Origin of the sequence: Kocuria sp. JC486 (genome assembly GCF_011602805.1) — a bacterium.
Classification (GTDB): domain Bacteria; phylum Actinomycetota; class Actinomycetes; order Actinomycetales; family Micrococcaceae; genus Kocuria; species Kocuria soli.
Map to the genome: position 1 here is coordinate 1 of NZ_JAAOZS010000009.1, position 25,712 is coordinate 25,712.

Consider the following 25,712-nt stretch of genomic DNA (forward strand, 5'->3'; position numbering starts at 1 on the left):
ATGTGGAAGCAACGACTGAAGAGTTGTGGAGCTGACTGGTACTAATACACCGAAGATCTACACACAACACACATCACAACACCGCGTGTGGCTGGGTTACCCAGTCCTGGTGGTGGTGAACAGGAGTGTGTGCTCGCGTCCACTATACGGTCCCCGAACAACACCCCCGGGGGTGAGGGTTCGCAGGACACCAGCACTGTGTGTCTGGTATAACAGCATAGGTTCTTGTGGTGACCAGTAATGGTTTTGCGGTGGTCATAGCATGGGGGAAACGCCCGGTCCCATCCCGAACCCGGAAGCTAAGGCCCATAGCGCTGATGGTACTGCACTCGTAAGGGTGTGGGAGAGTAAGACACCGCCGCAACACCACCACACCACACGGAAAGCCCCACCCACCAGGACGGGGCTTTCCGCCATTTTTGAGGCATTGCAAGGGGCGGTGGGCTCAGGAAACCGAATGTTTCCTGAGCCCACCGCCCCTTTTCTGCTGCGTTCCGGAATGAGAGCCGCGGGATTCAGCCGGCTTCGCCGTTGCGTAGGGCCTTGTGCAACGTGTCCGGCGAGTCGATGACCTTTCCAGGGTTGAAGTTCTCACCCGGATCCGCGATTTGGAACAGGCCGCGGAGAAGCTGGACGCCGCCCTCGGAGACGTCTTGCTCCATCCACGGGCTGTGCTCGGCGCCCACACCGTGGTGGTGGGACAGCGTGCCTCCGGAGTCGATGAACGCCTGTTGGATGCGCGTCTTCACCAACGCGTATTCGTGATCGACGTCGTCGCTGTATTCGAACGCGAAAGTGAAGTAGAGGCAGGCTCCCGAGTGGTACGAGTGGGACATGTGGCTCATGATCCAGCCGGTCTTGCCCAGTTCGTCAAAGGCCGATTGCGCTGCGTCGTAGACGTTCTTGTGCACGGTGGTGAGTTTGGCCCACGGTGCCGCGGTTTCGGACACGTCGCCGATGACGCCCTGTTCCAGCAGGAAGTCACGGAGGTAGGGGGTGTCGAACTTCTTCTGGTCGTAGAGCGCGCCGGGTCCGGACCCGAGGATCAAGGCTCCCTGCTTGTGAACGATGCCGGAGACCCGTCGTTTCTTGCGCAGGACATCCTGCTTCGTTCCTTCGAAGCAGACGTAGGCGATGCACATGGCGTCGGTGTCCCACCCCCGCTTCCGCATGAGCGCCCAGAGGGCGTCCTGGCCCTTCGCGGAGACCGTCTTCTTGAGAGACGTCGGTGCCTTCTGCGTGGCCAGGGAGAATTCGGTCTCCCGCGCGTCCGAGATGCGCGCGAAAGTCGTGTGCACTTCGGATTCGTGGATGTGACGCATCGCGGTCAGGCCCTGCTGCCAGGTGGGGAACATGTAGGCGATGACTTCGCGGGCTTCGGTCTGGCGGTGGATCTGCACCCAGACCTCCGTGATGATCCCCAGCCGGCCTTCCGAGCCGATGAACATCTCGCGCAGGGAAGGGCCAGTGGAGGTCGACGGGAGTGGGCGAAGCCTGACGATGCCGCCCGGGCGAACGACGTTCATCCCGCGGATGATCTCCGCGATGTCGCCGTACTTGTCCGACTGCATTCCGGAGGAGCGGGTGGCGGCCCAACCACCAAGGGTCGAGTGGTTGAAGGAATCCGGGAAGTGCCCCAGGGTCCACCCGCGGGCATTGAGCTGCTCTTCCATGTCCGGGCCCAGGACGCCGGCCTGGATTCGGGCCAGCCCGGACGTCTCGTCGATTTCCAGGACCTGATTGAGGCGACCGAGATCCACTGACACCACGGTCCGGGTCTCCTCGGGCCGAGCCTGCAAGCTCCTGGAGATGCTCGAACCACCGCCGAACGGAATCAGCACGAGGTCGAGTTCAACGGCCGCGTCGACCAAGGCTTGGACTTCGTCCTCGGAACCGGGGTAGACGACGACGTCGGGAACGCGATCGAACCGGTTCTGGAGGGTCTTGATGATGTCGGTGACCGACTTCCCCGCCCAGTGAATGACGCGGTCGTGATCATCGGTCAGTGTGTTCTCCGCCCCGGAGATCCCCTGCAGCGCAGCCAGCTGTGCATCCGTGATGCGGGACGCGGGAACCTGGGCGGTCCCGAAGTCGACGGTGTCCCGCTCGCGGTGGCGAAGGTCGATGCCCACGGCTCGCTTGACGATGGGGGCGAAGGCGGGCTTGTTCTCGTACGTGAAGAAGACGTTCTCTTCTCCCCAGCCCCACCATTTCTGGTGCTTGACGTTTGGCACTTGTACCTCTTTCCCTACGGTTCGGTACTCGACTCTACGCGGTGCGCAGGGGCGTTCCCGCGGGGACGCGAAGGCGGTGGTCCTGAGGTTGGATCACTGCTCGATGAGCGGCCGGTACTCGCGGTAGAGCTCGCGAACGGTTGCCTGGATGCGGTCGTTGAACCCCACCGTTGATTCGTGCTCCCGGGCGACCAGTGGTTCGCCGATGGCGACCACGACCGGGGGGCGTCCGCGACGCGGCCACGACGTGTCCCTGGGCATGGCCTCGTGGGCGCCGATCAGCGCGACCGGCAGGACGGGCACCCCGATGGAGGAAGCCAGTGCGGCCGCGCCGACCTTGAACTCCCGCATCTTGCCGTCCTTGGAACGGGTGCCCTCGGGGAATACCAGGACCGGGATCCCCGCACTGAGGAGTTTGCGCGACAAGCCTCGGTTCTCCCCGGTGCCCTTACGGTCGATCGGGAACGCGTTGAACACCAGCTGCGTGAAGAGCTTCTTGTACCACGTAGTGAAGAAGTAGTCGGCGGCAACCCCGGTGGCCACGTTCTGCCGGAGATTCACGGGCAGCGAGCTCATGATCAGGGGAGCGTCCAGGTGGCTGGAGTGGTTGGCGACGACGACGCACGCGCCGGTCAGAACCTCGGCGCCGGGTTTGCGCTGGACGCGCCGCCGGATCGTGCGGTCCACGATGCCGTTGAAGAAGATGGCACGGGCGACGGCGCGAAGGCGGCGGCGCCCGGGATCGGTGAAGTGCTCGAGGCCGATGTGGGCCGACTCCGCGGGGGGTGCGACCGGCGCGGGACCGTGGTCCTCCGGCGGCGCACCGTGAGCGTCAATGCTGTCCAGCACGTGCGGGGCGGGTTCTGAGGGTTCCCACGGGCGCCACTGGGTGATGACCTTGAGGCGGTCGGTGGCGGGGTTCTTCGCGTCCGCGCTCTCGTTGTCAGTCGGGCCGGAGTGTTCCGTCATGACTGGACCTCTTCCTTGCCGTGGGAATCGTCGGTGTCGGTTGCGGACAACGGCTGCGGGGTCGGGCTGTCACCGACGGGGTCGGTGGCGATCTTCTGCTCCCGGGCGCGCGCGCCGTTGAGCAGACCCGAGGCCAGCCGGATGCCCGAGCGCGGAGCGTGCTTGACCACACCCATGAGGGCCTTGTACCGCAGTGTGGGGATGGAGACCACCTTGCCCCGCGCCATGTCGCGGAGGGCCTCTTCGACGAGTTTGTCGGCGTCGAGCCACAGCCAGTTCGGGATCGACGAGCCGCTGATGCCGGCCCGCGAGTGGAACTCCGTGCGGACCCAGCCCGGCAGCAACGCCGTGACCTGCACGCCCGTGCCGCGCAGTTCCACCGCCAACGATTCCGTGAAGGTCGTGGTCCAAGCCTTGATCGCGGAGTACGGCCCCATCGAGACCTCGCCGGCCACGGAGGACACGTTGAGGATCCAGCCTTCGTGCCGGGCGGTCATTGCGCGGGCTGCGGCGGAGGACAGGACCATGACGGCGCGGCACATGACGTCGAAGCCGGCGTCGTGCAGATCATGGTCAGGAGAGGTCACGGGACCCTTGACCGAGAAGCCCGCGTTGTTGATCAGGAGTTCCACGGGCCGGTCCGGGCTTTCGAGCCGCTCGGCCACGCGGTCGACGTCGTCGCGGTCGGCGAGGTCGGCTGCCAGCGTCTCGACCTCGATCCGGTACCGGGCCCGAAGCTCTTGTGCCGCTTGATCCAGGCGAGCTGGGTCGCGAGCAACCAGCACCAGATTCAACCCCCGGGCGGCCAGTGCTTTGGCGAAGGCGGCCCCGATGCCCGAGGTTCCGCCCGTGATCAGTGCGGTGAACATGAAACCCACGGTACACTACGGTGGGCGTAGCGTAACCGGTGACTTGAGCTCTCCAGCGAACCAGTGAGTGGCTCACCGCCTTCCGCCGGCTACGGTCGCGCAGCCAGCCCGCCGTCCCCGGAGAATCGCGTGAGCACCACAGGTGATCGGCCAGGTTCCCATCTGGTCCAGCACAAGAACGGATCACTCGACCACCGCGCCCAACAGCGTCCGGCGGTCGACTCCGGCTTCCCGGCCCATGACTTCTGCCGTGGTGAACGAGGTGCCTTCCACGAAGAGCTGGACACGGCCCAGTTCGAGATCCGACCGCTGCACGTGGGTGTTCTGGACGCCGTCGCGCATCTGTGGGCACTCGAGTCCTCGACCACGGGGCCCCTGCGACCTCTGGCCGCAGGGGAGTCCGTGCAGGACCCCAAGCTCGGCGCCTTCCTGACCACGTGGGGCCGCGAGAAGCACTGGATCGCCCGTGCGCTCGAAACTCTCCTCACTGTTCACCATCGGGAGCCACCCCGGAGTGGTGCGCCGGAGCGGCGGACGCCCATGACGGGCACCGTGCTGCCGAAACTGATCGGGGCGGACGTCGTCGCCGGGCAGATGGCGCAGGCGCTCTCGCGTGAGGCGACCACCGCGGCGCTGCTGCGGCGCCTTGCCGTGGTGGCCGACCATCCCGTGGTGGATCACCTGTGCGACCGCAGCTTGGAACGCACCGCCGATTACATCCGGTTCTTCGAGCAGGAGGCCAAGGCCCGGCTCGAAGGATCTCCCAGGGCCGCGGCCCTGGCGAGGAGGGTGCTGGGGCGCGGCTTCTCCCCGGTCCGCCCGCCCAGGGTGGCCCGGGAGACAGTGCAGGAGTCACTGGACGTACTGGCTCCGAGGGTGCGACACCGTCGGGCTCTGTGCCGGGAGGCAGACGCCGCGGTGCACGACCTGCCCAACCTCAGGGGCCCGGAGCCCCTCGAGCGGGCCCTGCGCACCGAAGGGATGCTCGTGAGATCCTGACCCAATGGTGCGGCCCGACGGGTTGCCGGAACCGCGCGCCGGGCGCCGTCCCCGCCCGGTCCACGGAGCCCAAGCCCGCACCCGTGTTTGGGTGGGCCGTTGAGAATCCATGAGAATGAAGAACAGCATCGTCGGCAACCACCGTTGCCGACGCCACGTACAGCCGTTTCCGGCATGAGGAGAACCGTTGTCTGAGAACACCACCAAACGAGTGCTGCTCACGGGAGCCACAGGATTCCTGGGGCAGGCCGTGATGGAGCGCTTGTTGTCGTCCGAGGACAACGTCCACATCACCGCCGTGATCCGACCCAAGGGGGAGATCACCGCGCAGACCCGACTTGAACAGATCTTCCGCAAACCTGTGTTCAAGACCTGGCGCGAGCGTGTCGGGGACGACGAGGCCAAGCGCATTTTCGCCGAGCGGACGGATGTCCTGGAGGGCGACCTGGCAGCGCTCAAGTCGATCGACCAACCCTTCGACGTCGTGGTCCACTCCGCCTCGACCGTGTCCTTCGACCCGCCGATCGACGAGGCGTTCAACACGAACGTCGGCGGCGCACTGAGTCTCTACGAGGCGCTCCTGGCCTCCGGGCAGGACCCGCACGTGGTGCACGTGTCCACCTGCTATGTGGGCGGAATCGCCAAGGGACTGCGGCCCGAGGCGTCCATCGATCACAACGTGGACTGGCGCCGGGAATTCGACTACGCGGTCGCCGCTCGCGAGGAAGCGGAGCTGGCCTCCCGGACACCGGAGCAGCTGCATGCCTTCATCGAGTCCGCCACCCGGGCCAGCGGGAAGCGCGGGCCCAAGTCGGTCGCGGAGAACGCCGAAGCCGCCCGCACCGGGTGGATCACGCAGCGACTGGTGGACCTGGGACGTACCCGGGCACAGTCCCTGGGGTGGACGGACATCTACACGTTCACCAAGGCCATGGGGGAGCGGGTGGCCGAGGACCTCTGGCAGGGCAACGGGCACCGCTTGTCCGTGGTCCGCCCCGCAATCATCGAGTCCGCGCTCCGGCACCCCCAGCCCGGGTGGATCGACGGGTACAAGGTTGCAGACCCCCTGATCATGGCCTACGCCAAGGGTGCCCTCCCGGAATTCCCGGGTCTGCCCGATTCCGTGCTCGACGTCATCCCGGTGGACTTCGTGGTCAACGCGATCACCGCCCTGGTGACCCACGGCCATCCCGGGGAGGCCGACGGCGACCGTGGAAAGGTCGGTTACTACCAGATCTGCTCGGGGGCATCGAACCCGTTGCCGTTCCACGAGATGTACGGCTCCGTCCGTGAATACTTCTTGGAGAACCCGGTGGAGGGCCCTGACGGCAAGCCCGTGGTGGTGCCCGAGTGGAAGTTCCCGGCGAACAACGCCGTCGTGCGCTCGCTGGCCGGCAAGGAGAAACTGGCCGAATGGGGAGGGCGCCTCAACGCGTTGCTGCCTTCGACCAGGCGGACCCTGGAATGGACCAACTCCCTGCACAAGATGCAGTCCGGCCTGGGGTCCCTGCGGACCTACGTTGACCTGTACCAGAACTACACGCGCACGGAGATGGTCTTCGACGACGCCAACACGCGTGCGCTCAACGACTCCCTCCCCGAAGGCACACCGGAGGACCGGACCTTCGATCCGCGGGACATCGACTGGAATACCTACTGGCAGCAGATCCACCTTCCGGCTCTCACCGAGATGACCCGGGCGTACTCGCGGGCGTCCTCGGCCCGGGCCCGTCGTGCGCAGCGGCCGCGCAAGGATCTCAAGCCCGGCACGGACGTGGTGGCGGTCTTCGACCTGGAAGGCACCGTGTTGGACTCCACGGTGGTCTCGCAGTACTTCGCCGTTCAGCGTCGTGTGCTGCCGGCCAGCAAACGCCCGGCGGACGTGCTGGACGCGGTTCGGACCACACCGACCTACCTCAAGGCTGAACGCCGCGACCGTGGTGAGTTCGTTCGTGCCTTCATGCGGCGTTACGAAGGCATGGAGGCCGAGAAGATCCGCGAAGCCGTCGCGGGCAAGCTGGGGGAGGAAATGCTCCGGGTGCTGAAGCCGGGAGCCCTTGCCCGGATCGAGGAACACCGGGCGGCCGGGCACCGCACCGTGCTGGTCACCGGGTCCCTCGACCTGTTGGTCTCGCCCGTGGCCGACCTGTTCGACGAGGTCGTGGCGGGATCCATGGTCGAACGCGACGGCGTGCTGACCGGATACCTGTCCACCCCTCCGTTGGTGGACGAAGCACGTGCCCAGTGGCTCAAGAAGTACGCCGAGGACAACGGCTACGACCTCTCACGATCCTTCGGTTACGGCGACTCCGTGGCCGATGCCTCCTGGCTGGGATTGGTGGGCCACCCGTACGTCGTGAACCCGGACATCGCGCTCTACCGCCTGGCCAAGCGCAACCACTGGCCGATCGAGGACTGGAAGAAGATCTGACCCATGGGCACCGACACCCAACAACCGGCCATGACGACGGGCGGCACATGAGTGCGCCCAGCCCCGTCGAGGGTCCCGATCGCGGTCAGCAGGACGGCTCAGTAACGCCGGACCCGCGGACCGTGACCACGGACCGCAAGATCACCGCCGCAGTCCTGGGCATCCTCACCAGGGAGGGCCCGGGGCGGCTGTCGATCGAAGCCGTGGCCGCGGAGTCGGGTGTGGCCAAGACCTCGATCTACCGGCGGTACGCGAACTCGGACGCCATGGTCGACGACGTCCTCGCTCGCTCCCAGGAGAACCTCGCACCCAAGCCGCTCAACCTGGATCGGGAGTCCTGGACCCAGGAGCAGTGGACCCGGGCCCTGGACACGGCGTTGCGCGTGTTGATCCAGGACCTCGGGACGGGCATTGCCGTGACTCTGCTGACGGAGCCGGAATCGGAGACCTCGCACATTCTCCGGCGCCACCTGGTTCGCCCACGCATGGCCCAGTTGGTGGAGTTGCTGCAACTGCAGATTGACGCGGGGCGTCTGGACCCACAAACGGATCTCGGTGTGGTCGTCGACTTCCTGCTCGGATCTGCCTACGCACAGGTGGCCCGTGAGGGAGAACTCGGGGAGGACTGGGCGTCGCGGGTGAAGGACACGCTCACGCGGTCACTGGGCTGACCAGACCTTCAGCGGAGCGCCCGCCGGGTCACAGCATCATCTGTTCGTCCGGCCGGGTACGCAGTTGGGACTCCACGTAGTCCTCGACGGCCTGTGCGGTGGGGATGTCCTCGCGGAGCCGTTCGGACAGGAACCAGCGGTGCTCCAGGACCTCGTGGATGATCTCGGCGGGTTCACGCTTGGCGCGCAGGTCGGCGGGCACCGCCGCCATGATCTTCGCGTAGACCTCCTGCATCCACAAGGAGCCCGTCAGGTCCTCCGGCAGGCCCGGGTACAGGGCGCGACCGAACTGGGCGATGTCCGTGAGGATGCGGCGGGCCTGATTCTCGCGGGCGACCATGCCGGTGATGTTGTGGAGGTGCCGTGAGTGGTGCCCCGGTTCGACGACGCGGGGGACCAGGTGCACGAACCCGTCGTCGTCGGTGTCCAGGGAGGCCTCCTCGACGTCGAAACCGAGGTCGTTGAGGCGTTTGACGCGTTCGGCAACGCGCCACTTCTGTTCGTGCGGGAACTTCTCTTCGCCCGTGAGCTCGTTCCACAGATTTTCGTAGCTTTCAACGATGCGTTCCGAAGTGGCGAACGGGTCAACGGGCACGGGGTTCGAGGACATGATCTGCGGCAACGCCGAGGTGGCCGCGGCGGGCTCGTAGCGAGTCTTCTCCCCGCTCTTCATGGACGGGTCCAGCGGCGGGCCGTCGTGGGAGTCGTCCTCGAAGCCGGCCAGGAGGTCCATCAACTCACCGGCAACGTTGGTGCGGGCGAGCTCGAGGTCGTAGCTGCGCTGACCCTTGGTCAGCTGGGGGTGGATCTCACCGGTCTCCGCATCCACCAGGCAGGCGGCGAACCGGCCGGCGTCGCGCAGAAACAGCGTGTTCGACAGGGAGACGTCGCCCCAGTAGAAGCCCGCGAGGTGCAGTTGAACCAGCAACAGCGCCAAGGCGTCCACGAGCTTGTTGGCGATCACCGCGTCCGGGTGCTCCGAGAACAGGACCCGGTAGGGCAGGGAGAAGTTCATGTGCTCGGTCAGCAGAACCGCCGGCAATTCATCACCCCCAGCGGTGTGCCGTTCGGTGACGACGGCGACCGGGACCACACCCGGTGTGCCCAGCTGGCGGAGGCGACGCAGCAGGTCGTACTCGCGGGCGGCGTTGCGGGCGGTGGTCTCCTTGGCTGCCAGGACACGGTCACCCACCTGGGCGAACCGCACCACGTGCCGGGAAATCCCGCGCGGATAGGCGACCAGGACGTCGTCGGGCCATTCGGCCAACGGGGTTGACCACGGAAGGTCCAGCAGCTCCGGCTGGGGGAAACCGGTCTGGATCTTGACGCCACGGACCACGGGGCGGGGGTCGGAAGAGTCCTGGACCTGGGTCTCAGAGGCACGCGTGGGTCCGGTCCCTGAGGGAGCCGACGTGGCCTCCCATGGGACCTGGGGGGAGGAACCCAAGTTAGAACTATGCATGATCAACGAGACTACACGGGGGTTTCGACGGGGACCTGGGCGACATCGTTCCGAGCCTTCCAGCGTGGCGCTTCAGCCAAGATGCTCTAAAACCCCTCCCTGTCCGGTAGGGTTACAGGCATCCGTGACGTAGGCCACCATCAATCCGGCGCCGCATGGGCTGCCGTACCGCACACTCGCCGATCTGCAGAGGCCCCGTGAAATCTCTTTCGACGCTGTTCCCGGAATGTCCGTCCCGTCTCCTGACCCGTCGCCGTTTGTTCGGCGCGGCGGTGGGCCTGGGGGCGCTCGGTGCGCTCAGTGCGTGCTCTCCCACGGGACAGGGCGTGACACCGGCCGGTCCCGGGAAGCTGAAGATCCAAGCGGGCGATGACGAGATCCCGGGCCTGACGAAAATCGCCGAACGGTTCACGAAATCCACCGGTGTGACCGTGGAGTTCATAGAGCGCGAGATCAATGCGCAGACCATCTCGGACTTCATCGCCCAGGCACCCATGGGTCAGGGTGTGGACATCCTGATCTCTCCCCACGACAACCTGGGCCAGCTGGCCACCAACGGGGTGGTCGCCTCCGTGGAGATGGGTGATCGCGAGGAAGGGTTCACCGAAAACGCCCGCAGCGCGGTCAAGTACGACGGCGTCAACTACGCCGTGCCCTACGCCGTCGAATGCGTGGCCCTGGTACGCAATGACGACCTGACGGATGCCACCCCGACGTCCTTTGACGACCTTCGACGCATTGGCCACCGCCTCATGGAGCGGGAGGGGCTGTCCTACCCGTTCGCGATCCCACAGTCGGCGACCTCCGGGGACCCGTACCACCTCTACGCCATCCAGACGTCGTTCGGGGCGGAGGTCTTCAAAAGGACGGGTGCCGGTGAATACCTCCCTGAACTCACCATGGGAGGCAAGTCGGGGGCAGAGTTCGCGCGGTACCTGGCCGATCTGGGCGAATCCGGAGATCTGCGTACGTCCATGTCGCCTGACATCGCCACCCAAGCTTTCTCCAGCGGGGAGACGGCGTTCTTGATCGGCGGTCCGTGGTTGCTGCCCGTCTTCGAGGAGGCCGGGATGAACTGCACGGTGTTGCCGGTGCCTGCCGCAGGTGAGGAGGAGGCTCGGCCGTTCGCGGGCGTCCAGGCATTCTTCGTCAACGCTTTCGCCCAGAACCCCGTGGCCGCGCAGGACTTCGTGACGAATTGGTTGACGCTCGACGAGTCCCAGACGGACATGTACGAGTCGACGGGGCGGCCGCCGGCCTCCAACGCGACGATCGCCCGGATGGAAGGGGACCCTTTGCGCAGTGCTTACGCACAGATCGCCAAGGACGCCCTGCCCATGCCGGCCATCCCCGCGATGGGCGCCGTCTGGAGTTTCTGGGGAACCGCCGAGAACGCCATCGTGGACGGACGGGGTGAGCCTGCGCAGGTGTGGGAGGACATGATCAAGAACATCGAGGGGCAGATTTGATGAGCGACGCAAGCAGCTCCGCCCGCACGCGTCCGGACATGAGCGCTTCGGACCGGGAAGGGTCCGCGACCACCGAGCCGGTTTTCAAGCCCCTGCCCAAGCGCGCCCACTCACGCGGTTTCGGCATCGGGTTCCTGGTCAAGTTGATCCTCATGGGATTGGTCAACGCCTTCGGCATCTACGGGATCGTGGCGGCCTTCGGTATCAGCAGCTGGGCCATCGGGGCATTCCTGGTGGTGGCCTTGATCGCCGCGAACCTGATTTATTTTCTACCCGGGCGGCGCATCCTTCCCGCCAAGTACCTCTACCCGGGCCTGGTGTTCCTGCTGATCTTTCAGGTTTTCGTGATCCTCTACACGGGCTACACCGCTTTCACGAATTACGGTGACGGTCACAACGGAACCAAAGACGCCGCGGTTTCGCAGATCACGCGGACCTACGAGGAACGTGTGGAAGGCAGCCCGGAGTACAACGTCGAAGTTCTGCGCGGTGCAGACGGCCGATTGGCTCTGGCAACCGTTCGTGACGGTCGGGTGCTGGTCGGTTCGGAAGGGCAGGCTCTGGCCGTCGCCGAAAACGCTGAACAGGGCGATGGCGCCGTGACTGCCGTGGATGGGTACGAAATCCTCGACTATGCGGGTGTCGTCAATGCATCTGAGGATCTGGCCGAGTTGCGCGTGCCCGTGTCCGAGGAATCTGCGGACGGCGCATTGCGTACGGAGGACGGACAGACGGCCTATGCCTGGCACCCCACCATGACGTACGACGAGGGTCGGGACGCCATGGTCGACGAGGACGGAACAGTCTGGACCGACAACGGGGCGGGTGCTTTCGTCAACCCGGACGGTGAGGAACTTCGTCCCGGATGGCAGGTCTTCGTGGGGGCGGAGAACTTCAAGGCGGTGCTCGATCCCGAAGTGTACGGAGGCCCGTTCCTCTCGGTCACCTTGTGGACGTTCGCCTTCGCAATCCTGTCGGTGGCGCTGACGTTCTTCGCCGGGCTCCTGCTGGCGATCCTGTTCAACGACGAGAACCTGAGGTTCCGGAACGTGTATCGGACGATCCTGTTCATGCCCTATGCGTTCCCCGTGTTCCTGTCGGCGTTGATCTGGGCGGGTCTGCTCAACACGGATTACGGCTGGTTCAACCAGGTCCTCCTGCAAGGGGCGGGAATTCCCTGGCTGGAGAACCCGTGGCTGGCCCGAGCCTGCCTGCTTCTGGTCAATCTGTGGCTCGGCTTCCCCTACATGTTTCTGATCACCACGGGTGCCCTGCAGTCCATCCCGCAGGACCTCTACGAATCCGCGGCCATCGATGGTGCGGGGCCAGTGCGTCGCTTCCGCTCGATCACATTGCCCATGCTCATGGTGGCGGTTGGCCCCCTGCTGATCGCCTCCTTCGCGATGAACTTCAACAACTTCAACGTGATCTACCTGGTGACCGGCGGCGGTCCCGTGGACCTGGAATCGACCACCGGTGTGGGGGCCACGGACATCCTGATCACGTTCGTCTACAAGATCGCCTTTGCCGGCGGCACCAATGACTACGGCTTGGCGGCAGCCCTGTCGATCCTGGTCTTCGTGATGGTTGCGGTGGTTTCGCTGCTGACCTTCCGACGCTCCAGTGCACTCGAGGAGATCAACTGACATGTCCACCACCTCAGGTTCTTGGGTAGAGACTGACCGGCAGGCCTCGTCGCCGGATGTCGCACCGTCGTCAGAGGGGCGAGCCCCCCGTCGTCGACGAACCAAGGCAGGTCGGGCGAATGCCTGGTGGCGTCACGCGTTGGCGATTCTCATGTGTGTGTTCGCGTTGTTCCCCCTGGTTTACGCGTTGTCGGCTTCCTTGTCCGAATCGGGAACCTTGACGGGCTCCAACCAGCTGTTCGCCTCCCTGACCGGGGCGAACTACGAGGCGTTGTTCACCACACCCGCCTATCCGTACTGGCGATGGTTCTTCAACTCGATCTTCATCGCCACCGCCACTGCCTTGGGGACCGTGCTGATGGGGGCTGCGGCCGCATACGCATTCTCGCGATTCCGGTTCTCCGGACGTCGAGGGGGACTCATGACCCTGTTGGTGGTACAGATGTTCCCTCAGCTACTTGCTTTCGTGGCCATCTTCCTGCTGCTCTTCGCCATTTCCGGGATCTACCCGTTCCTGGGGCTGAACTCGAGATTCGGGCTGATCGCGGTGTATCTGGGCGGTGCGTTGGGCGCCAACACCTTTCTGATGTTCGGTTTCTTCAACACCATCCCCAGGGACATCGATGAAGCCGCCACGATCGATGGCGCGTCCCACGCTCAGATCTACTGGACGATGGTCCTTCCTCTGGTCCGCCCCATCCTGGTGGTCGTGGCCATGCTGGCCTTCATCACGGCGTTCTCGGACTTCCTTCTGGCGCAGATTGTGTTGCAGGACCCCCGGCAGTACACCCTGGCAGTCGGCCTTTACCAGTTCGTGGCCGTGGAACTTTCCGAGAACTGGGGTCTCTTCACGGCGGGAGCCATCGTTTCCGCTCTACCTGTTGTGTTGCTGTTCCTCTTCCTGCAGCGTTACATCGTCGCCGGTCTCACGGGTGGAGCGGTCAAGGGGTGAGAAGGGTGACCGCTGCCCGGGGTGGTGGGTCGACAGTTGCTCGGCGATCCACCCGGCGGTCTCGACCGGGTCGGCCTCCGGGCGTAGTGGTGTGGTGAGCCGGTCGATCACGATGCCGTTGGTGACGTGGTGGAGGGCTTCGACCAGTTCCGCTCCGCCGTCGAGTCCCCTTGACGAGTGGAACTCGACGTCCTGGACGAATCCTTGGCGGAGGAACGGGAGCACAAGCGCCCGGACTTCTGGGTTTCGTGCGGCTTCCAGGCGAAGCTCGACCAGTGCGAGTGCCAGAGACGGCTGTGCCAGCAGACGCTGCGTCGCGTACTCGACGTACGCCGTGACCGCCGCGTCGCCCTGCAGTTGCTGGAGCCGGTCCAACTCGTCTTGAGCGGGCGCAAGTCGTTCGAAGGAGCGTCGAGCCATGGCACTCATCAGGTCGGAGCGGCTCCGGAAGTAGTTCGCGCAGGTGCCTGTCGGCAGCTCTGTCCGCGCGTCGACCGCACGATGGGTGAGCGCACGTCCGCCGCTGTTCCCCAGAATGTCCAACGCAGCGTCCAAGAGGCGTTGTCGGCGACGGGGATTGGCGACCATGGTGCAACCCTATCCAAACCAGTACATCAGTTGTACGTTCGAAACAACAACAGATGTACTGGTTATGGGTTGTGATGCGTGAACTCGTGTACTACGTGGCTGTGTCCATGGATGGATACATTGCCGCGCCGGATGGCGACTTCAGTGCGTTCCCCGTCAACCCGGCCACGGTTGGGGCGCTTTTCGAGCGGTATCCGGAAACGTGCCCCGCACAGGCCCGGGAGCTTTTCGGTGTCACAGGTCGACCACGACGGTTCGACACCGTCGTGATGGGTGCCCGGACGTACGCCCCCGCACGTGAAGCCGGGATGGATACCGTCTATCCGTCGCTGCGCGAAATCGTCGTGACACACCAGGAGTTGCCGAACGACGGGCCGATGGACGTACTCAGGGGTGACGTGGCCGGTCACATCAAACACCTCAAAGCTGAGCCAGGCCTCGACATCTGGTTGTGCGGTGGTGCGGATCTGGCCGGCCAGCTGTTCGACTTGATCGACGAGGTTCAACTCAAGGTGAACCCGGTGATCCTCGGGGCCGGGGTCCCGTTGTTCCAGTCCGGGTTACGGGTGACCCCGATGCGGTTGGTATCCTCCGAGCAGCTGCCGGGCGGAGTCGTGCTCACCACCTATCGCCGGGAATGAGACCGTTCGCGCAGCTCCGCCAGCCGCTCCAACACCTCGGCCAATGCATGGACGTCGGAAACGCGGTGGGCGGCGACGGTTTCTTTGTCGCCCACCTTGATGCCCAGGTCCTGTGCACGGAGTTCCTGCATGGCGTCCTCATCGGTGACGTCGTCTCCCGCGAAGACGACCAGGTCGGCCCGCACGGCGCCCACCAGCGCATTCAGGCCCTCACCCTTGGTGGCTCCCAGGACGGAGCATTCCATGACCTGTTGGCCCGGGGTGATTCGCAAGCCGTCCAGGGCGGTGTACTCCTCAAGCATCTCCTGCAACGCCTGGTCGGACAGCAACTGGTCCGCCATGGGGCGGGTGTGGAAGCACACCCCGGCCGGCTTGAGTTCGGCCGTCGATCCCGGGTAGCGCTCGATGACCCGGTGAGTGGCCTCGACGGCGAGCTCCAGGGTGACGAGTTGCTGTGCCGACAACTCGATGTCGACCTGCTGGGCATCGGGCCCCAGCGCGGTCAGGTCGAACTCGGCTCCGTGGGAGCCGGAGAGCAACATGCGCTGCTGCGGATCCACCGTGGAACGCAGGAAATCCATGGTGCGCCCGGAGATGATGCCCACCCACGTGTGCTCTGCCACGGCAAGCCGTTGCAGTGCGGCTTCCGCGCGCGGGGTGGCTCGGGAATCCTTGGGGTCCTTGGTGAAAGGTGCGAGGGTGCCGTCGAAATCCAGGGCGACCAACAACCGGTCGGCACGTACTGCATCCTCCAGCGCGGCCTCCAGGGCTGCGGGAACGGCGGTGGGCCCGTCAGACACGGCCTGCTCGGCGGGCAAGGATGCTGCGGCGGAGTCCTCGGTCATCACAGGTCCATACTGGACCCGCCCGCAGCCGGTTCCAAGCGTTCGTTGCCGAGCCGGGGATCGACGTCGTCGTCGCGCATACGGGCCAGATCGGTGAGGAACTTGTCCTGCCAGTCGTTGACGTCGTGGGTGAGCACCTGTCGACGCATGGCGCGCATCCGGCGCCGGGCCTGGTCCTGCGGCATGTTCTTGGCCAACAGGATCCGCTCCTTGAGCGTGTCGATGTCGTGCGGGTTGACCAGCACGGCCTGCTTGAGTTGTTCGGCCGCGCCCGTGAATTCGGAGAGCACCAACCTGCCCGTTCCGTCCGACTTGGCGGCCACGAACTCCTTGGCCACCAGGTTCATCCCGTCCCGCAAGGACGTCACCAGCATGACGTCAGTGGCCAGGTAGAGGGCCACCATCTCGGCGAACGGGTACCCGTGGTGCAGGTAGCGGATCGCGGTGTGCTCCATAGTGTCGAACTGGCCGTTGAGCCGACCAACCATGCCTTCCACCTGCTCGCGCAGCACTTTGTAGGACTCCACGCGCTCGCGGGAGGGCGAGGCCACCTGGATCATGACGTCCTGCCCGACGCGCAGTTTGCCGTCCTCCAGGAGCTCACCGTAGGCCTTGATCCGGTGCCGGATGCCCTTGGTGTAGTCCAACCGGTCCACGCCCAGGAATACCGTTTCCGGGTCGCCCAGTTCCTGGCGGATCTCCTGGGCTCGCTGCCTGGTCTCCGGCTTGGCAGCCATCTCACGGATGGCGTCCACATCGATCGAGATGGGGTACGCGGCGACCTTGAGCCGCCACCTGTCCTCCGCGGACCTCATGCCCTCCGGCGTGTCCGCCGCGGGCTTCTCCGGGTCGACGGCGGGGTCCGGAACGGCGAAGGTCGCGGACGTGACCTCCGGGCCGATCTCGGCCTGCCCGTGCCGGAACGTGATCCCCATGTGCCGCCTGACGCAGCGCATGAAGTTCTGGGCGTCCCCGGGGCGTTGGAATCCGATGAGATCCGCCCCTGTCAGTCCTTCCAGGACCGCACGCCGCCACGGCAACTGGGCGAAGATCTCCAACGGAGGGAACGGGATGTGGTCGAAGAAGCCGATGGTCAGATCTGGACGCAGCTGCCGGAGCATCCGAGGCACGAGTTGCAGCTGATAGTCCTGGATCCACACCGTGGCGCGCGGGGCAGCCGTGGCCGCGGCGGACTCGGCGAAACGGCGGTTTACATTGCGGTAGGCGTTCCACCACGTGCGGTGGAACTCGGGCGGGGCGATCACGTCGTGGTACAGCGGCCACAGGGTTGCGTTGGAGAAGCCTTCGTAGAACCGCTCCACTTCCTGGGCGGAGAGTTCGACCGGAACCAGGTGGAAGACGTCATGGTCGAAGGGGTCCAGGTGCTCACCGGCCCCGCCCGCCCAGCCGACCCACGCGCCGTCGTTGTTGGCCATGACCGGTGCCATGGCGGACACCAGACCGCCGGGGGAGCGGCGCCAGGTGCTGTTGCCGTCTGCGTCCGTGACACGGTCCACGGGCAGTCGGTTGGAGACGACGACGAAGTCGTAGACGGATTCGTCGGAGGGTTTCCGGGCGTCTTGTGGGCTCACTGTGAACTCCTCGCGCAAACGGCCTGGTTCGATTCTCAGTTTACTGCCGATTGGGGGGGCGTCCCACTTCGGTCGGTGCCGTCCCCTGGCGGTCCAAGGAACGAAGCCGATGGATGAAGACGGATGAAGCGGAGAGTACCTGGGCAAAGCCTGTGTAACGAAGACCGTTATCCTTGCCTGCGAACGATCCTTCCGGGCAGGTGTCGGCTGAAGCGCCGGGTCCGGGAGCACCTCGCGGTCCGGGTGGCGGGATCGATCCCTGACCACCGCGGACGCCAGACCGACTTCAGAAGAGGACCTATGGCCGACAAGAACGACAAGTCCGACTTTCGAGCGCACGCGCGCCAGATCGCGGATCGTCACGCCAAATCCGACGCGCGCCAGCGCAAGCTCCTGATCGGGGCCATCGCGCTGCTGGTCGTCGCCGTCCTGGTCATCGGACTGCTGGTGTTCTTCCAGGTCCGATCGCAGAAGGTGGCCGATACCGGCCCCGTCCCGGCGTCGTCCAACCAGTACGGCGGCATCGTGCTGACCAAGGACGGTGCGGAGAAGGACACCTCCGACGTCGACGAGGTCGACGTGACCACCGTGCCCGAGGGGCCCGAGACCCCGCCGGAGGAACCCGACGCGGAAGGCATCGTGGAACCCGGCACGGCAGCTGATTCGGATGAGCCCGTGCAGATCGTGATCTGGCAGGACTTTGACTGCGTCCACTGCGCGGAGCTCGAGGAGACTTCCGGGGAGGACATCGCCAAGCTTGTCGAGTCCGGCGACGCCACGGTTGAATACCGGACCGTGAACTTCCTGGACAACGCGACCAACTACTCGTCGCGCGCGGCCAACGCGTACTACGCCGTGGCCGATCAGGTCGGAACCGAGGATGCGTTTGCGTTCCAGAAGGAAATGTTCGAGCACCAGGGTACCGGCGGCATTGATGACAAGGAGATCATCGACATCGCCGCCAAGCACGGGGCCGACATCGAGGAAGACATGAAGTCCGGTGAGTGGCGCACCATGGTCAACTACACCACCGCGGTGGCCAAGGCCAACGGTGTCAGCGGCACGCCGACCGTCATGATCGACGGCAAGGTCTGGGACCAGAGCAAGGGCCTGTCCGAGACGGTCGAGGCCGCCAAGAAGGGCGAAGACACCAGCGAAGGCTGATCGCCCGTCGGGCGTCGCTCCGGCACTGTCCGGTGGGGCGCCCGACCGCGCGGGTGCGCGATGTGAGTCCGTGCGGTTCCACCCGCTATCATGGGCGGGTTCCATTTACGGAATACGCCTCCTTAGCTCAGTTGGTAGAGCAGCTGCCTTGTAAACAGCAGGTCATCGGTTCGAATCCGGTAGGGGGCTCCACCACGCTTCACATGCCGAGACCCCCGGCGTGGGGCACGATCAGAGCGATCGCGCCCCACACCGGGGGTCTCGGCGTTCAACGGGTGCTCGATCCCGGGTACGGTCCCGGGGTCACCCGCAAAGATCACTAGATCACTCCTCCGTGATCACGACCTCCGCGGCATCACGTCGGCCGTAGGCCCACAGCAGCAGCTCCGAGGGATTCCCGCGCACCAGCTGGACGCGCTTGGTCTTTCCCCGGCCGGCGCTGATCGATCCGTGCCCGGAGGCCACCAGCAGGATCGAGTCCTGCTCGCCGCGCAGCAGCGGCTTGGCCATGAGCTGGAGCGAAGCCCACAGGTCCTTCTCCTCGTCCAGCAGGAGCTGCCTGCGGTGCCAGGTCTCCTGGGCGCGGCGGACGTCCTCGTGGTGCACGAAGAACTCGGCCGTGTTCATGCGCTTGTCCAACGGCCCGACCCGGGCGGCGGAGAGCAGCGCGGGCTTCTCCAGCCGTGCCACCAGCTCGTTCCACGGAAGGGCGTACAGGGCGTCGTCGCCAGCTTTGGCGCGCTTCCCCAGGACGGGCAGCTTGGGCGCGAACTTGCCGACCAGGATGTCCGGTCGGGAATCACGTTCGACCAGGTGCACGGCAAGGTCGCGGGTCTTCCACCCCTCGCAGTGCGTGGGGGCCTCGGGGCCCACCCGACGCAACAAGGCGGCCAGATGGCGGCGTTCGACGACGGCGAAGTTGGTCACGGTAGCTCCTCTGCCCGGTGCGGGCTGGTGGGGTCAGCCAGGACGTGCCTGGATGTCGTGCCTGGCTCGTGTCTCCCACGGTAGCCCCATCGGCACGGTGACGGAACTCAGGCCTTGCCTTCCTGGAACTGGCTGCGGTAGAGGTCCCAGTAGGCGCCGCGGGCGGCCAACAGGGAATCGTGGTCACCCTGTTCGACGATGCGGCCCTGGTTCATGACCAGGATCGTGTCCGCGTCCCGGATGGTGGAAAGTCGATGGGCGATCACGAACGACGTCCGCCCCTGACGCAACGCTGCCATGGCCTTCTGCACGGCGACCTCGGTACGGGTGTCCACGGATGAGGTCGCCTCGTCCAAGATCAACAGGGCCGGGGCGGCCAGGAAAGCGCGGGCGATCGTGATCAGCTGGCGTTCACCGGCGGAGATGTTGTCTCCCTCGTCCTCGATCAACGTCTCGTAACCGTCGGGCAGGGACCGGACGAAGCGGTCCACGGACGTGGCGACGGCTGCCGCTTCCACCTCCTCGTCGGTGGCGTCCAGGCGCCCGTACCGAATGTTCTCCCGGATGGTGCCTTCGAAGAGCCAGGCATCTTGAAGGACCATGCCCACGCGGGAGCGCAGCTGCGCCCGGGTCATCGAGGTGATGTCCGTCTCGTCCAGGGTGATGCGTCCGGAGTCCAGTTCGTAGAACCGCATGACCAGATTGACCAGCGTGGTCTTTCCCGCCCCGGTGGGGCCCACGATCGCCACGGTGTGCCCGGGGTGCGCCTCGAAGGAGAGGTCCTCGATGAGCGGCTCGTCAGGCGAGTAGGAGAAGGACACCTGGTCGAACCGGACGCGCCCTTCCGTGCGTTCGGGAAGGTCGATGGCCGGCGGGTCTGGTTCTTGTTCGTCGGCGTCCAGGAGTTCGAAGACCCGCTCCGCAGAGGCCACACCGGACTGCAACTGGGTGGCCATGCCCGCCACCTGGGACAGCGGCTGGGTGAACTCGCGGGAGTACTGGATGAAGGCCGTGGCCGCACCCAGGGTCATCTGACCGGAGATCACGCGAAGCCCACCGACCACCGCGATGCCCACGTAGGACAACCAGCTGATGAACTGCATGATGGGCATGATCGTGCCCGAGGTGAACTGGGCGCTGAAAGCCGCCGAGTACAGCTCGTCGTTGCGTTCGTCGAACTGGTCGGCCATGGCGTTCTCGCGGCCGAAGACCGTGACCAGTCGATGCCCGGAGAAGTCCTCCTCGATCTGACCGTTGAGCGCACCGGTTGCCGCCCACTGCCGCCCGAAGTGCTTCTGCGCGCGGGAGCCGACCACCCCGGCTGCCGCTGCGGACAAGGGCAGGGCCACCAGTGCGACCAGGGCCAGTTGCCAGGACAGGATGAACATCATGATCACGATGCCCAGGACGCGCATCGTGGATTCCAGCAGCGTGGAGAAGGTCTGCTGGAGGGTGGTTTGTACGTTGTCGACGTCGTTGGTGACCCGGGACATGACCTCGCCGCGGCGTCGGGTGTCGAAGTAGCTCAGGGGCAGCCGGTGCAGCTTGGACTCCACGCGCTCGCGCAGGTCACGGATGATGATCACGGAGATCTTGTTCAGCACCCACCCCTGCGCCCAGGCCAGGACGGAGGATCCCGCGTACATGGCCAGCACCAGCAGGATCAACACCCCCAGCCGGTGGAAGTCGATGCCGGCACCGGGGACCAGGTCCATGGCCGCGAAGACCTCGGCCAGGGAGTCGTTGCCCTCTGCGCGCAGTCCCGAGACCACCTCGGCCTGCGAGGTCCCCGCGGGTAGGTCGCGCTGCAGCACACCCGCGAAGACGACGTCGGTGGCCTTGCCCAGGTACTGGGGGGCAAGCACCGCCAGCACCACGGACACCGTGATGAAGGCTGTGACCGTTGCCAGGCCCACCCGGTGCCCCGCAAAGAGTCCCGCGATACGGCCGGCCGTGGGCCAGAAGTGTTTGGCCTTCTTCCCCGGGGGAACGCCCTCACCCAGGACCTCTGGGTCCTGGTCGGGGTCTGCGGACGCCGACGGAACCGCCTCTGAGGCTTCCGTGGCGGGTTCCAGGGACTCCGGTGTCTGTTCCTGTCGGCTCATGAGTTGCCTTCCTCGGCTGCGTCCACGGTGACCTCCTGCGGGTTCAACTGGGACTCCACGATCTCCCGATAGGTGGCGGAGGACTCCAGGAGCTGGTCGTGAGTTCCGCGGGCCTGGATCCGTCCGTGTTCCAGCACCAGAATCTGATCCGCGTCGACCACGGTGGACACCCGCTGTGCCACGACGATCACGGTCGCGTCAGCCGTGACCGGTTTGAGGGCTGCCCGCAGCCGCGCATCCGTGGTCACGTCGAGTGCGGAGAAGGAGTCGTCGAACAGGTAAACCAACGGCTGGGCCACGAGAGCCCGGGCGATGCACAACCGCTGCCGTTGGCCACCCGAGACCGATGTTCCTCCCTGGGAGATGGTGCTGTTCAGGCCCTCCGGCATGCACCGCACGAAGTCCGCCGCCTGCGCGATCTCCAGGGCTCCCCACAGCTCCTCGTCCGTGGCATTGGGGTTTCCGAACCGGAGGTTGGAGGCCACGGTGCCCGCAAACAGGTACGGCTTCTGCGGCACCGCAGCCACTCGGTTCACGATCTCCTCCCGGGGCAACTCCGGCAGGGCCACTCCGTCCAGCAGGACCTCACCACCGGTCGGGTCCACCAGTCGGGGGATGAGGTTCAGCAGGGTGGACTTGCCGGACCCCGTGGAGCCGATGATCGCCGTCGTCGTGCCCGGGGCGCAGCGGAAGGTCAGGTCTTCGAGCACCGGGCGTTCGGCGCCCGGGTAGCAGTAGGCCACCGAGCGGAACTCGACCAACCCGGTACGGGCGGACGGCACGACGGGGGAGGTGGGTTCGTGCAACGTGCTGCGGGCGTCCAGCACCTCGCCGATACGTTCGGCGGAGACCAGCGCGCGCGGCGTCATCATGAGCATGAACACGCCCATCATCACGGCCATGAGGATCTGCAGCAGGTACTGGATGTAGGCGGTCATGCCACCGACCTCGAGCTGACCGTCGTCGATCCGGTGCGCTCCGAACCACACCACGGCCGCGGTGGCCACGTGCAGGACCATCATGATGAGCGGGAACATGAGCACGAACAGTTCGCCGATGCGCATGGAGACCGTGGCCAGCGCGTCGTTGGCGGTGGCGAACCGGTTGCGTTCGTAGTCCTCCCGCACGAAGGCCCGCACCACGCGCAGGCCCACGACCTGTTCGCGCAGGACTCCGTTGATCTCGTCGATCCGGGACTGCATCGAACGGAACATGGGCATCAGCCGCACCACGATCACACCGATGAGCACCGCGAGCAACGGAACCGAGACCCACACGAGCCAGGAGAGCCCGGGGTCCTCGCGGATGGCCATGATGATCCCGCCCGCGGCCATCAACGGTGCGGCGACCATCATGTTGAGTCCCATGAGGACCAACATCTGGACCTGCTGGACGTCGTTGGTTCCGCGAGTGATCAACGACGGCGCACCGAAGGTTTCCACCTCCCGGTCCGAGAACCGGGCCACCGAACGCTGGACCGCTCGGCGGAGGTCCCGCCCGGTCCCCATCGCAGCCTTCGCCCCGCAGTACACGGCGCAAACGGAGGCGATGGCCTGCAGCAGGGTCACACCGAGCATGACCGTGCCCGTGGACGTGATCACGCCGATGTCGCCCTGAGCGATGCCCCGGTCGATGATGCGCGCGTTGAGAGCGGGCAGAACCAGGATCGCCAGGGCGGCGACCAATTGCAGCAACACGACGCCGATGACCCAGGGCAGGTATCGGCCGGTGTACTGGCGGATCAGACGTAGCAGCACGGGTACTCCGGAACTAGGGGACGCGGATCAGACTAGGACCTTCAGCGGACAGGACCTGGCCGCAACTGACAGCAAGTGGGTGCGGTTGCGTGCTTGCGTCTTGGGATATTGGAAGATGTCTTTCGGGCAGGTGAACCCTACCGCCAAGTACCCGGACCCGGTCAGGCCCGATTCTCATGGCGGTCGGTGATACCGCAATCGGTCATCCTGGCTACAGAATTGGCCTATGCAGGACAAGGAATGGAGCTCAATGTTTGCCGAAGAACGCCAGGCGGAAATCGCCCGACTCGTCGGAGACACCCGCCGCGTCAGCGGTGCGGATCTGGCGCGCCGGTTCACCGTGACGATGGAAACCATACGCCGGGATCTCGCAGCGCTCGAGTCCGAAGGTGTGCTGCGACGGGTACACGGCGGCGCCGTCTCCCTGGACCGCACGGACTCCGTGGAACAGTCCCTGGACAGCCGGGCCACGCTGAAGACCCCGGCCAAGCGGCGCATCGCGGCTGCCGCACTGGAACTGCTCGAGTACACCGAGGCGACCAGCGTGGTCCTGGACGCCGGATCCACGGTCGAGACGTTCGCGGACGCGCTCGCGACCCGGCGGACCGGTTCGAGCGACCAGTCGTTGCTGGTCATGACCCATGCCCTCCACGTGGCCGGACGGCTGGCCGACCAGCCGGAGATCGACCTGGAACTCGTGGGGGGACGGGTCCGCACCTTGACCTGGGCGGCCTCCGGGGTCTTCACCGCCGAGCAGTACAACCGGTACCGGGCGGACGTCGCCTTCCTGGGGTGCAACGGCGTGGCCGCGGGTTTCGGCTTCTCCACCCCTGAACTGCCCGAGGCTGCCGTCAAGACGGCGATCGTCAATTCGGCCCGCAAGGTGGTGGTCCTGTGCGATGCAGAAAAGCACAACCACGAGAACCTGGCGCGGTTCGCAACCTTCACCCAGGTGGACGCACTCATCACGGACGCGGCCCCCACGGGTCCCCTGGCCGCGGCCCTGGAGGAGGGCGGCGTCGAGGTGATCGTGGCCTGACACCGCCCACGGACGGTGAGAATCACAGCCGCCGATGCCCCGCCAAGACGGTGAGTCCTGCGGGGAAGCCGGTACGGTAACTGCTGAGCAACCTGTCTGGATCCGCCACCTTGGCGCATCGGCCTCGGGATCCCGACGCCGGGTCTCAGCGCCGGATCGCGGAGCACAGACACTCGGAGCACAGACATCGGAAACGGGAGAGAGCACTTTGCGAGAGTTCACCGCACGCTTTGCGACGCCGCAGGAAGTCGCGGACTGGGACACCCACGTCCAGGCGAATCCCCGCGGCGGTGACATGCTGCAGTCCGCCTCCTACGCGGACGTCAAGAAGCACCACGGCTGGCGGCCCGTTCACCTGGTCCACGAACCCGACGACGGGTCGCAGCCCGTCTACACCTTGGCCCTGGAGAAGTCCGTGCCCGTGGTGGGGCGGGTCTGGTACATCGTGCGTGGCCCCTCCGTGGAGGTCCTCAACGACCTGGTGGGGTTCACCAAGGCCACGGAGGCCTTCATCCGGGAGAGCGCCAAGAACGTCTTCCTGGTCAAGTACGAACCCGTGTTCCTGGCCGGTGAGGAGGCCCAGCAGACTCTCACTGCCGCCGGGCTGACCAAGTCCTTCGACATCCAGCCCAACGACCACACGGCGCTGCTGGACACGGACCGTGAGCCGGACGAGATCATGGCCGGCATGAAGTCCAAGGGCCGCAACATGTTGCGCCGTGCCGAGCGCGAGGGCACCCCGGTTGAACGGGTGGAACTCACCGAGGAGAACATGAAGACCATGTTCGCCCTCATGAACACGGTGGGGCAGGGCGAAGCGAACATCACGCTGCGGCCCTACGAGTACTACCGGAAGTTCTGGACGAACTTCGCCGAAGCGGGCCAGGGCCGGTTGTACTTCGTCCACGAGGACGGCGAGCCGTCGATGGGCGCGTTCGTCGTCAACTACGGGCGGCACGGTACCTACAAGGACGGCGGGTCCAAGCCGCGGCGTAAGCAGCGCGGCGACGGTCACCTGCTGCAGTGGAGGGTCATCAACGACCTCAAGAACGACTACGGCATCATCGACTATGACCTGTGCGGAACGCCGCCGTCGGACGAACTCAAGAACGAGGAGCACCCCCTCTACGGGCTGGGGCTGTTCAAGACCGCCTTCACCAAGGAGGTCATCGACTACGTGGGCGTCTGGGACCAGGAGATCAGCCCCGCCAAGGTGGCGCTCTGGAACAAACTGGCGGAGAAGGTCATGCGTCAGCTGTGGGTCCGTTCCAAGCATGAGCCCTTCTACTGAGTCGACCTACTGAGTCGGCCGTTTCGGGTCGACCGTCCTCGCCCGGTGCCCGGCACGTCCC

General features: G+C 65.7%; 20 protein-coding genes, 1 tRNA gene and 1 rRNA gene. 12 read left to right on the top strand and 10 right to left on the bottom strand.

What is annotated here, in order from left to right:
* Positions 1–247: 247 nt before the first annotated feature.
* Positions 248–364: ribosomal RNA gene (gene rrf / locus GWK18_RS06310) — 5S ribosomal RNA — on the top strand.
* Positions 365–515: 151 nt separating this feature from the next.
* Here rrf and GWK18_RS06315 read toward each other — a convergent pair.
* The 3 genes from GWK18_RS06315 to GWK18_RS06325 all read right to left on the bottom strand — a co-directional run bounded on the left by GWK18_RS06315 (position 516) and on the right by GWK18_RS06325 (position 4,072).
* Positions 516–2,234 (bottom strand): FAD-binding oxidoreductase, encoded by a 1,719-nt coding sequence (locus GWK18_RS06315; RefSeq protein WP_166833966.1) that lies wholly within the window; start codon positions 2,232–2,234, stop codon positions 516–518.
* 93 nt (positions 2,235–2,327) lie between these two features.
* The gene (locus GWK18_RS06320) at positions 2,328–3,203 is read right to left on the bottom strand and encodes a lysophospholipid acyltransferase family protein (protein WP_123826674.1); all 876 of its coding nucleotides are present in this window, start codon (positions 3,201–3,203) and stop codon (positions 2,328–2,330) included.
* Positions 3,200–4,072, bottom strand: a complete 873-nt coding sequence (locus GWK18_RS06325) for an SDR family NAD(P)-dependent oxidoreductase (protein ID WP_123826675.1) — start codon at positions 4,070–4,072, stop codon at positions 3,200–3,202. The genes GWK18_RS06320 and GWK18_RS06325 overlap by 4 nt, the downstream gene beginning before the upstream one ends.
* A gap of 129 nt (positions 4,073–4,201) precedes the next feature.
* Between GWK18_RS06325 and GWK18_RS06330 the strand changes: the two genes are divergently transcribed.
* The 3 genes from GWK18_RS06330 (at position 4,202) to GWK18_RS06340 (ending at position 8,173) form a co-directional block, all read left to right on the top strand.
* Complete coding sequence (locus tag GWK18_RS06330) at positions 4,202–5,071, top strand: hypothetical protein (RefSeq protein WP_166833968.1); 870 nt, start codon at positions 4,202–4,204, stop codon at positions 5,069–5,071.
* Between the two features lie 187 nt (positions 5,072–5,258).
* Positions 5,259–7,502: an HAD-IB family hydrolase gene (locus GWK18_RS06335; protein ID WP_166833970.1), complete on the top strand. Its 2,244-nt coding sequence runs from the start codon at positions 5,259–5,261 to the stop codon at positions 7,500–7,502.
* Positions 7,503–7,549: 47 nt separating this feature from the next.
* Entirely contained in the window at positions 7,550–8,173 is a 624-nt protein-coding gene (locus tag GWK18_RS06340) for a TetR/AcrR family transcriptional regulator (protein WP_166833972.1), read from the top strand.
* Between the two features lie 28 nt (positions 8,174–8,201).
* On the opposite strand, the gene GWK18_RS06345 is transcribed toward GWK18_RS06340, so the two are convergent.
* Positions 8,202–9,512 carry a DUF4032 domain-containing protein gene (locus GWK18_RS06345; protein WP_348535867.1) on the bottom strand — a complete coding sequence of 437 codons (1,311 nt, stop codon included), beginning with the start codon at positions 9,510–9,512 and terminating at the stop codon, positions 8,202–8,204.
* A gap of 320 nt (positions 9,513–9,832) precedes the next feature.
* Between GWK18_RS06345 and GWK18_RS06350 the strand changes: the two genes are divergently transcribed.
* The 3 genes from GWK18_RS06350 (at position 9,833) to GWK18_RS06360 (ending at position 13,702) form a co-directional block, all read left to right on the top strand.
* Complete coding sequence (locus tag GWK18_RS06350; protein WP_348535859.1) at positions 9,833–11,104, top strand: maltose ABC transporter substrate-binding protein; 1,272 nt, start codon at positions 9,833–9,835, stop codon at positions 11,102–11,104.
* Positions 11,104–12,750 carry an ABC transporter permease subunit gene (locus tag GWK18_RS06355; protein WP_166833978.1) on the top strand — a complete coding sequence of 549 codons (1,647 nt, stop codon included), beginning with the start codon at positions 11,104–11,106 and terminating at the stop codon, positions 12,748–12,750. Before GWK18_RS06350 ends, GWK18_RS06355 begins: the two co-directional genes overlap by 1 nt.
* Positions 12,751–12,901: 151 nt before the next feature.
* A complete protein-coding gene (locus GWK18_RS06360) occupies positions 12,902–13,702 on the top strand; it encodes an ABC transporter permease subunit (protein ID WP_245192956.1) in 801 nt (266 codons plus the stop codon).
* On the opposite strand, the gene GWK18_RS06365 is transcribed toward GWK18_RS06360, so the two are convergent.
* Positions 13,625–14,290: a TetR/AcrR family transcriptional regulator gene (locus tag GWK18_RS06365; protein WP_166833982.1), complete on the bottom strand. Its 666-nt coding sequence runs from the start codon at positions 14,288–14,290 to the stop codon at positions 13,625–13,627. The genes GWK18_RS06360 and GWK18_RS06365 overlap by 78 nt on opposite strands.
* A gap of 74 nt (positions 14,291–14,364) precedes the next feature.
* Here GWK18_RS06365 and GWK18_RS06370 point away from each other — a divergent pair, with 74 nt between their 5' ends.
* Positions 14,365–14,931, top strand: coding sequence for a dihydrofolate reductase family protein (locus GWK18_RS06370; RefSeq protein WP_166833984.1), 567 nt, complete (start codon positions 14,365–14,367; stop codon positions 14,929–14,931).
* On the opposite strand, the gene otsB is transcribed toward GWK18_RS06370, so the two are convergent.
* Together otsB and GWK18_RS06380 are read right to left on the bottom strand one after the other, a co-directional pair.
* The gene (gene otsB / locus GWK18_RS06375; RefSeq protein WP_166833986.1) at positions 14,916–15,776 is read right to left on the bottom strand and encodes a trehalose-phosphatase; all 861 of its coding nucleotides are present in this window, start codon (positions 15,774–15,776) and stop codon (positions 14,916–14,918) included. The genes GWK18_RS06370 and otsB overlap by 16 nt on opposite strands.
* Positions 15,776–17,368, bottom strand: a complete 1,593-nt coding sequence (locus tag GWK18_RS06380) for a trehalose-6-phosphate synthase (protein ID WP_348535860.1) — start codon at positions 17,366–17,368, stop codon at positions 15,776–15,778. Before GWK18_RS06380 ends, otsB begins: the two co-directional genes overlap by 1 nt.
* A gap of 300 nt (positions 17,369–17,668) precedes the next feature.
* Between GWK18_RS06380 and GWK18_RS06385 the strand changes: the two genes are divergently transcribed.
* Both GWK18_RS06385 and GWK18_RS06390 read left to right on the top strand, forming a co-directional pair.
* On the top strand, positions 17,669–18,532 hold the full coding sequence (locus tag GWK18_RS06385; protein ID WP_166833988.1) for a thioredoxin domain-containing protein: 864 nt from the start codon (positions 17,669–17,671) through the stop codon (positions 18,530–18,532).
* A gap of 116 nt (positions 18,533–18,648) precedes the next feature.
* A tRNA-Thr gene (locus GWK18_RS06390) sits at positions 18,649–18,724 on the top strand.
* Between the two features lie 132 nt (positions 18,725–18,856).
* Here the strand turns inward: GWK18_RS06390 and GWK18_RS06395 are convergent.
* The 3 genes from GWK18_RS06395 to GWK18_RS06405 all read right to left on the bottom strand — a co-directional run bounded on the left by GWK18_RS06395 (position 18,857) and on the right by GWK18_RS06405 (position 23,321).
* Positions 18,857–19,459: a TIGR03085 family metal-binding protein gene (locus tag GWK18_RS06395; protein WP_123826610.1), complete on the bottom strand. Its 603-nt coding sequence runs from the start codon at positions 19,457–19,459 to the stop codon at positions 18,857–18,859.
* Positions 19,460–19,566: 107 nt separating this feature from the next.
* On the bottom strand, positions 19,567–21,564 hold the full coding sequence (locus GWK18_RS06400; protein WP_166833990.1) for an ABC transporter ATP-binding protein: 1,998 nt from the start codon (positions 21,562–21,564) through the stop codon (positions 19,567–19,569).
* A complete protein-coding gene (locus tag GWK18_RS06405; RefSeq protein ID WP_166833991.1) occupies positions 21,561–23,321 on the bottom strand; it encodes an ABC transporter ATP-binding protein in 1,761 nt (586 codons plus the stop codon). The genes GWK18_RS06400 and GWK18_RS06405 overlap by 4 nt, the downstream gene beginning before the upstream one ends.
* A gap of 250 nt (positions 23,322–23,571) precedes the next feature.
* On the opposite strand from GWK18_RS06405, the gene GWK18_RS06410 reads away from it, so the two are divergent.
* Together GWK18_RS06410 and GWK18_RS06415 are read left to right on the top strand one after the other, a co-directional pair.
* Positions 23,572–24,360, top strand: a complete 789-nt coding sequence (locus tag GWK18_RS06410; protein ID WP_123826607.1) for a DeoR/GlpR family DNA-binding transcription regulator — start codon at positions 23,572–23,574, stop codon at positions 24,358–24,360.
* Positions 24,361–24,568: 208 nt separating this feature from the next.
* Positions 24,569–25,651 carry a peptidoglycan bridge formation glycyltransferase FemA/FemB family protein gene (locus GWK18_RS06415; protein WP_166833993.1) on the top strand — a complete coding sequence of 361 codons (1,083 nt, stop codon included), beginning with the start codon at positions 24,569–24,571 and terminating at the stop codon, positions 25,649–25,651.
* Positions 25,652–25,712: the final 61 nt, after the last annotated feature.

What these genes read in the sequence shown, in the direction of transcription:
- GWK18_RS06340 (WP_166833972.1), top strand. Translation starts at nt 7,550, where the DNA reads ATGAGTGCGCCCAGCCCCGTCGAGGGTCCCGATCGCGGTCAGCAGGAC.
- GWK18_RS06320 (WP_123826674.1), bottom strand. Translation starts at nt 3,203, where the DNA reads ATGACGGAACACTCCGGCCCGACTGACAACGAGAGCGCGGACGCGAAG.
- GWK18_RS06355 (WP_166833978.1), top strand. Translation starts at nt 11,104, where the DNA reads ATGAGCGACGCAAGCAGCTCCGCCCGCACGCGTCCGGACATGAGCGCT.
- GWK18_RS06410 (WP_123826607.1), top strand. Translation starts at nt 23,572, where the DNA reads ATGTTTGCCGAAGAACGCCAGGCGGAAATCGCCCGACTCGTCGGAGAC.
- otsB (WP_166833986.1), bottom strand. Translation starts at nt 15,776, where the DNA reads ATGACCGAGGACTCCGCCGCAGCATCCTTGCCCGCCGAGCAGGCCGTG.
- GWK18_RS06325 (WP_123826675.1), bottom strand. Translation starts at nt 4,072, where the DNA reads ATGTTCACCGCACTGATCACGGGCGGAACCTCGGGCATCGGGGCCGCC.
- GWK18_RS06370 (WP_166833984.1), top strand. Translation starts at nt 14,365, where the DNA reads ATGCGTGAACTCGTGTACTACGTGGCTGTGTCCATGGATGGATACATT.
- GWK18_RS06385 (WP_166833988.1), top strand. Translation starts at nt 17,669, where the DNA reads ATGGCCGACAAGAACGACAAGTCCGACTTTCGAGCGCACGCGCGCCAG.
- GWK18_RS06400 (WP_166833990.1), bottom strand. Translation starts at nt 21,564, where the DNA reads ATGAGCCGACAGGAACAGACACCGGAGTCCCTGGAACCCGCCACGGAA.
- GWK18_RS06360 (WP_245192956.1), top strand. Translation starts at nt 12,902, where the DNA reads ATGTGTGTGTTCGCGTTGTTCCCCCTGGTTTACGCGTTGTCGGCTTCC.
- GWK18_RS06365 (WP_166833982.1), bottom strand. Translation starts at nt 14,290, where the DNA reads ATGGTCGCCAATCCCCGTCGCCGACAACGCCTCTTGGACGCTGCGTTG.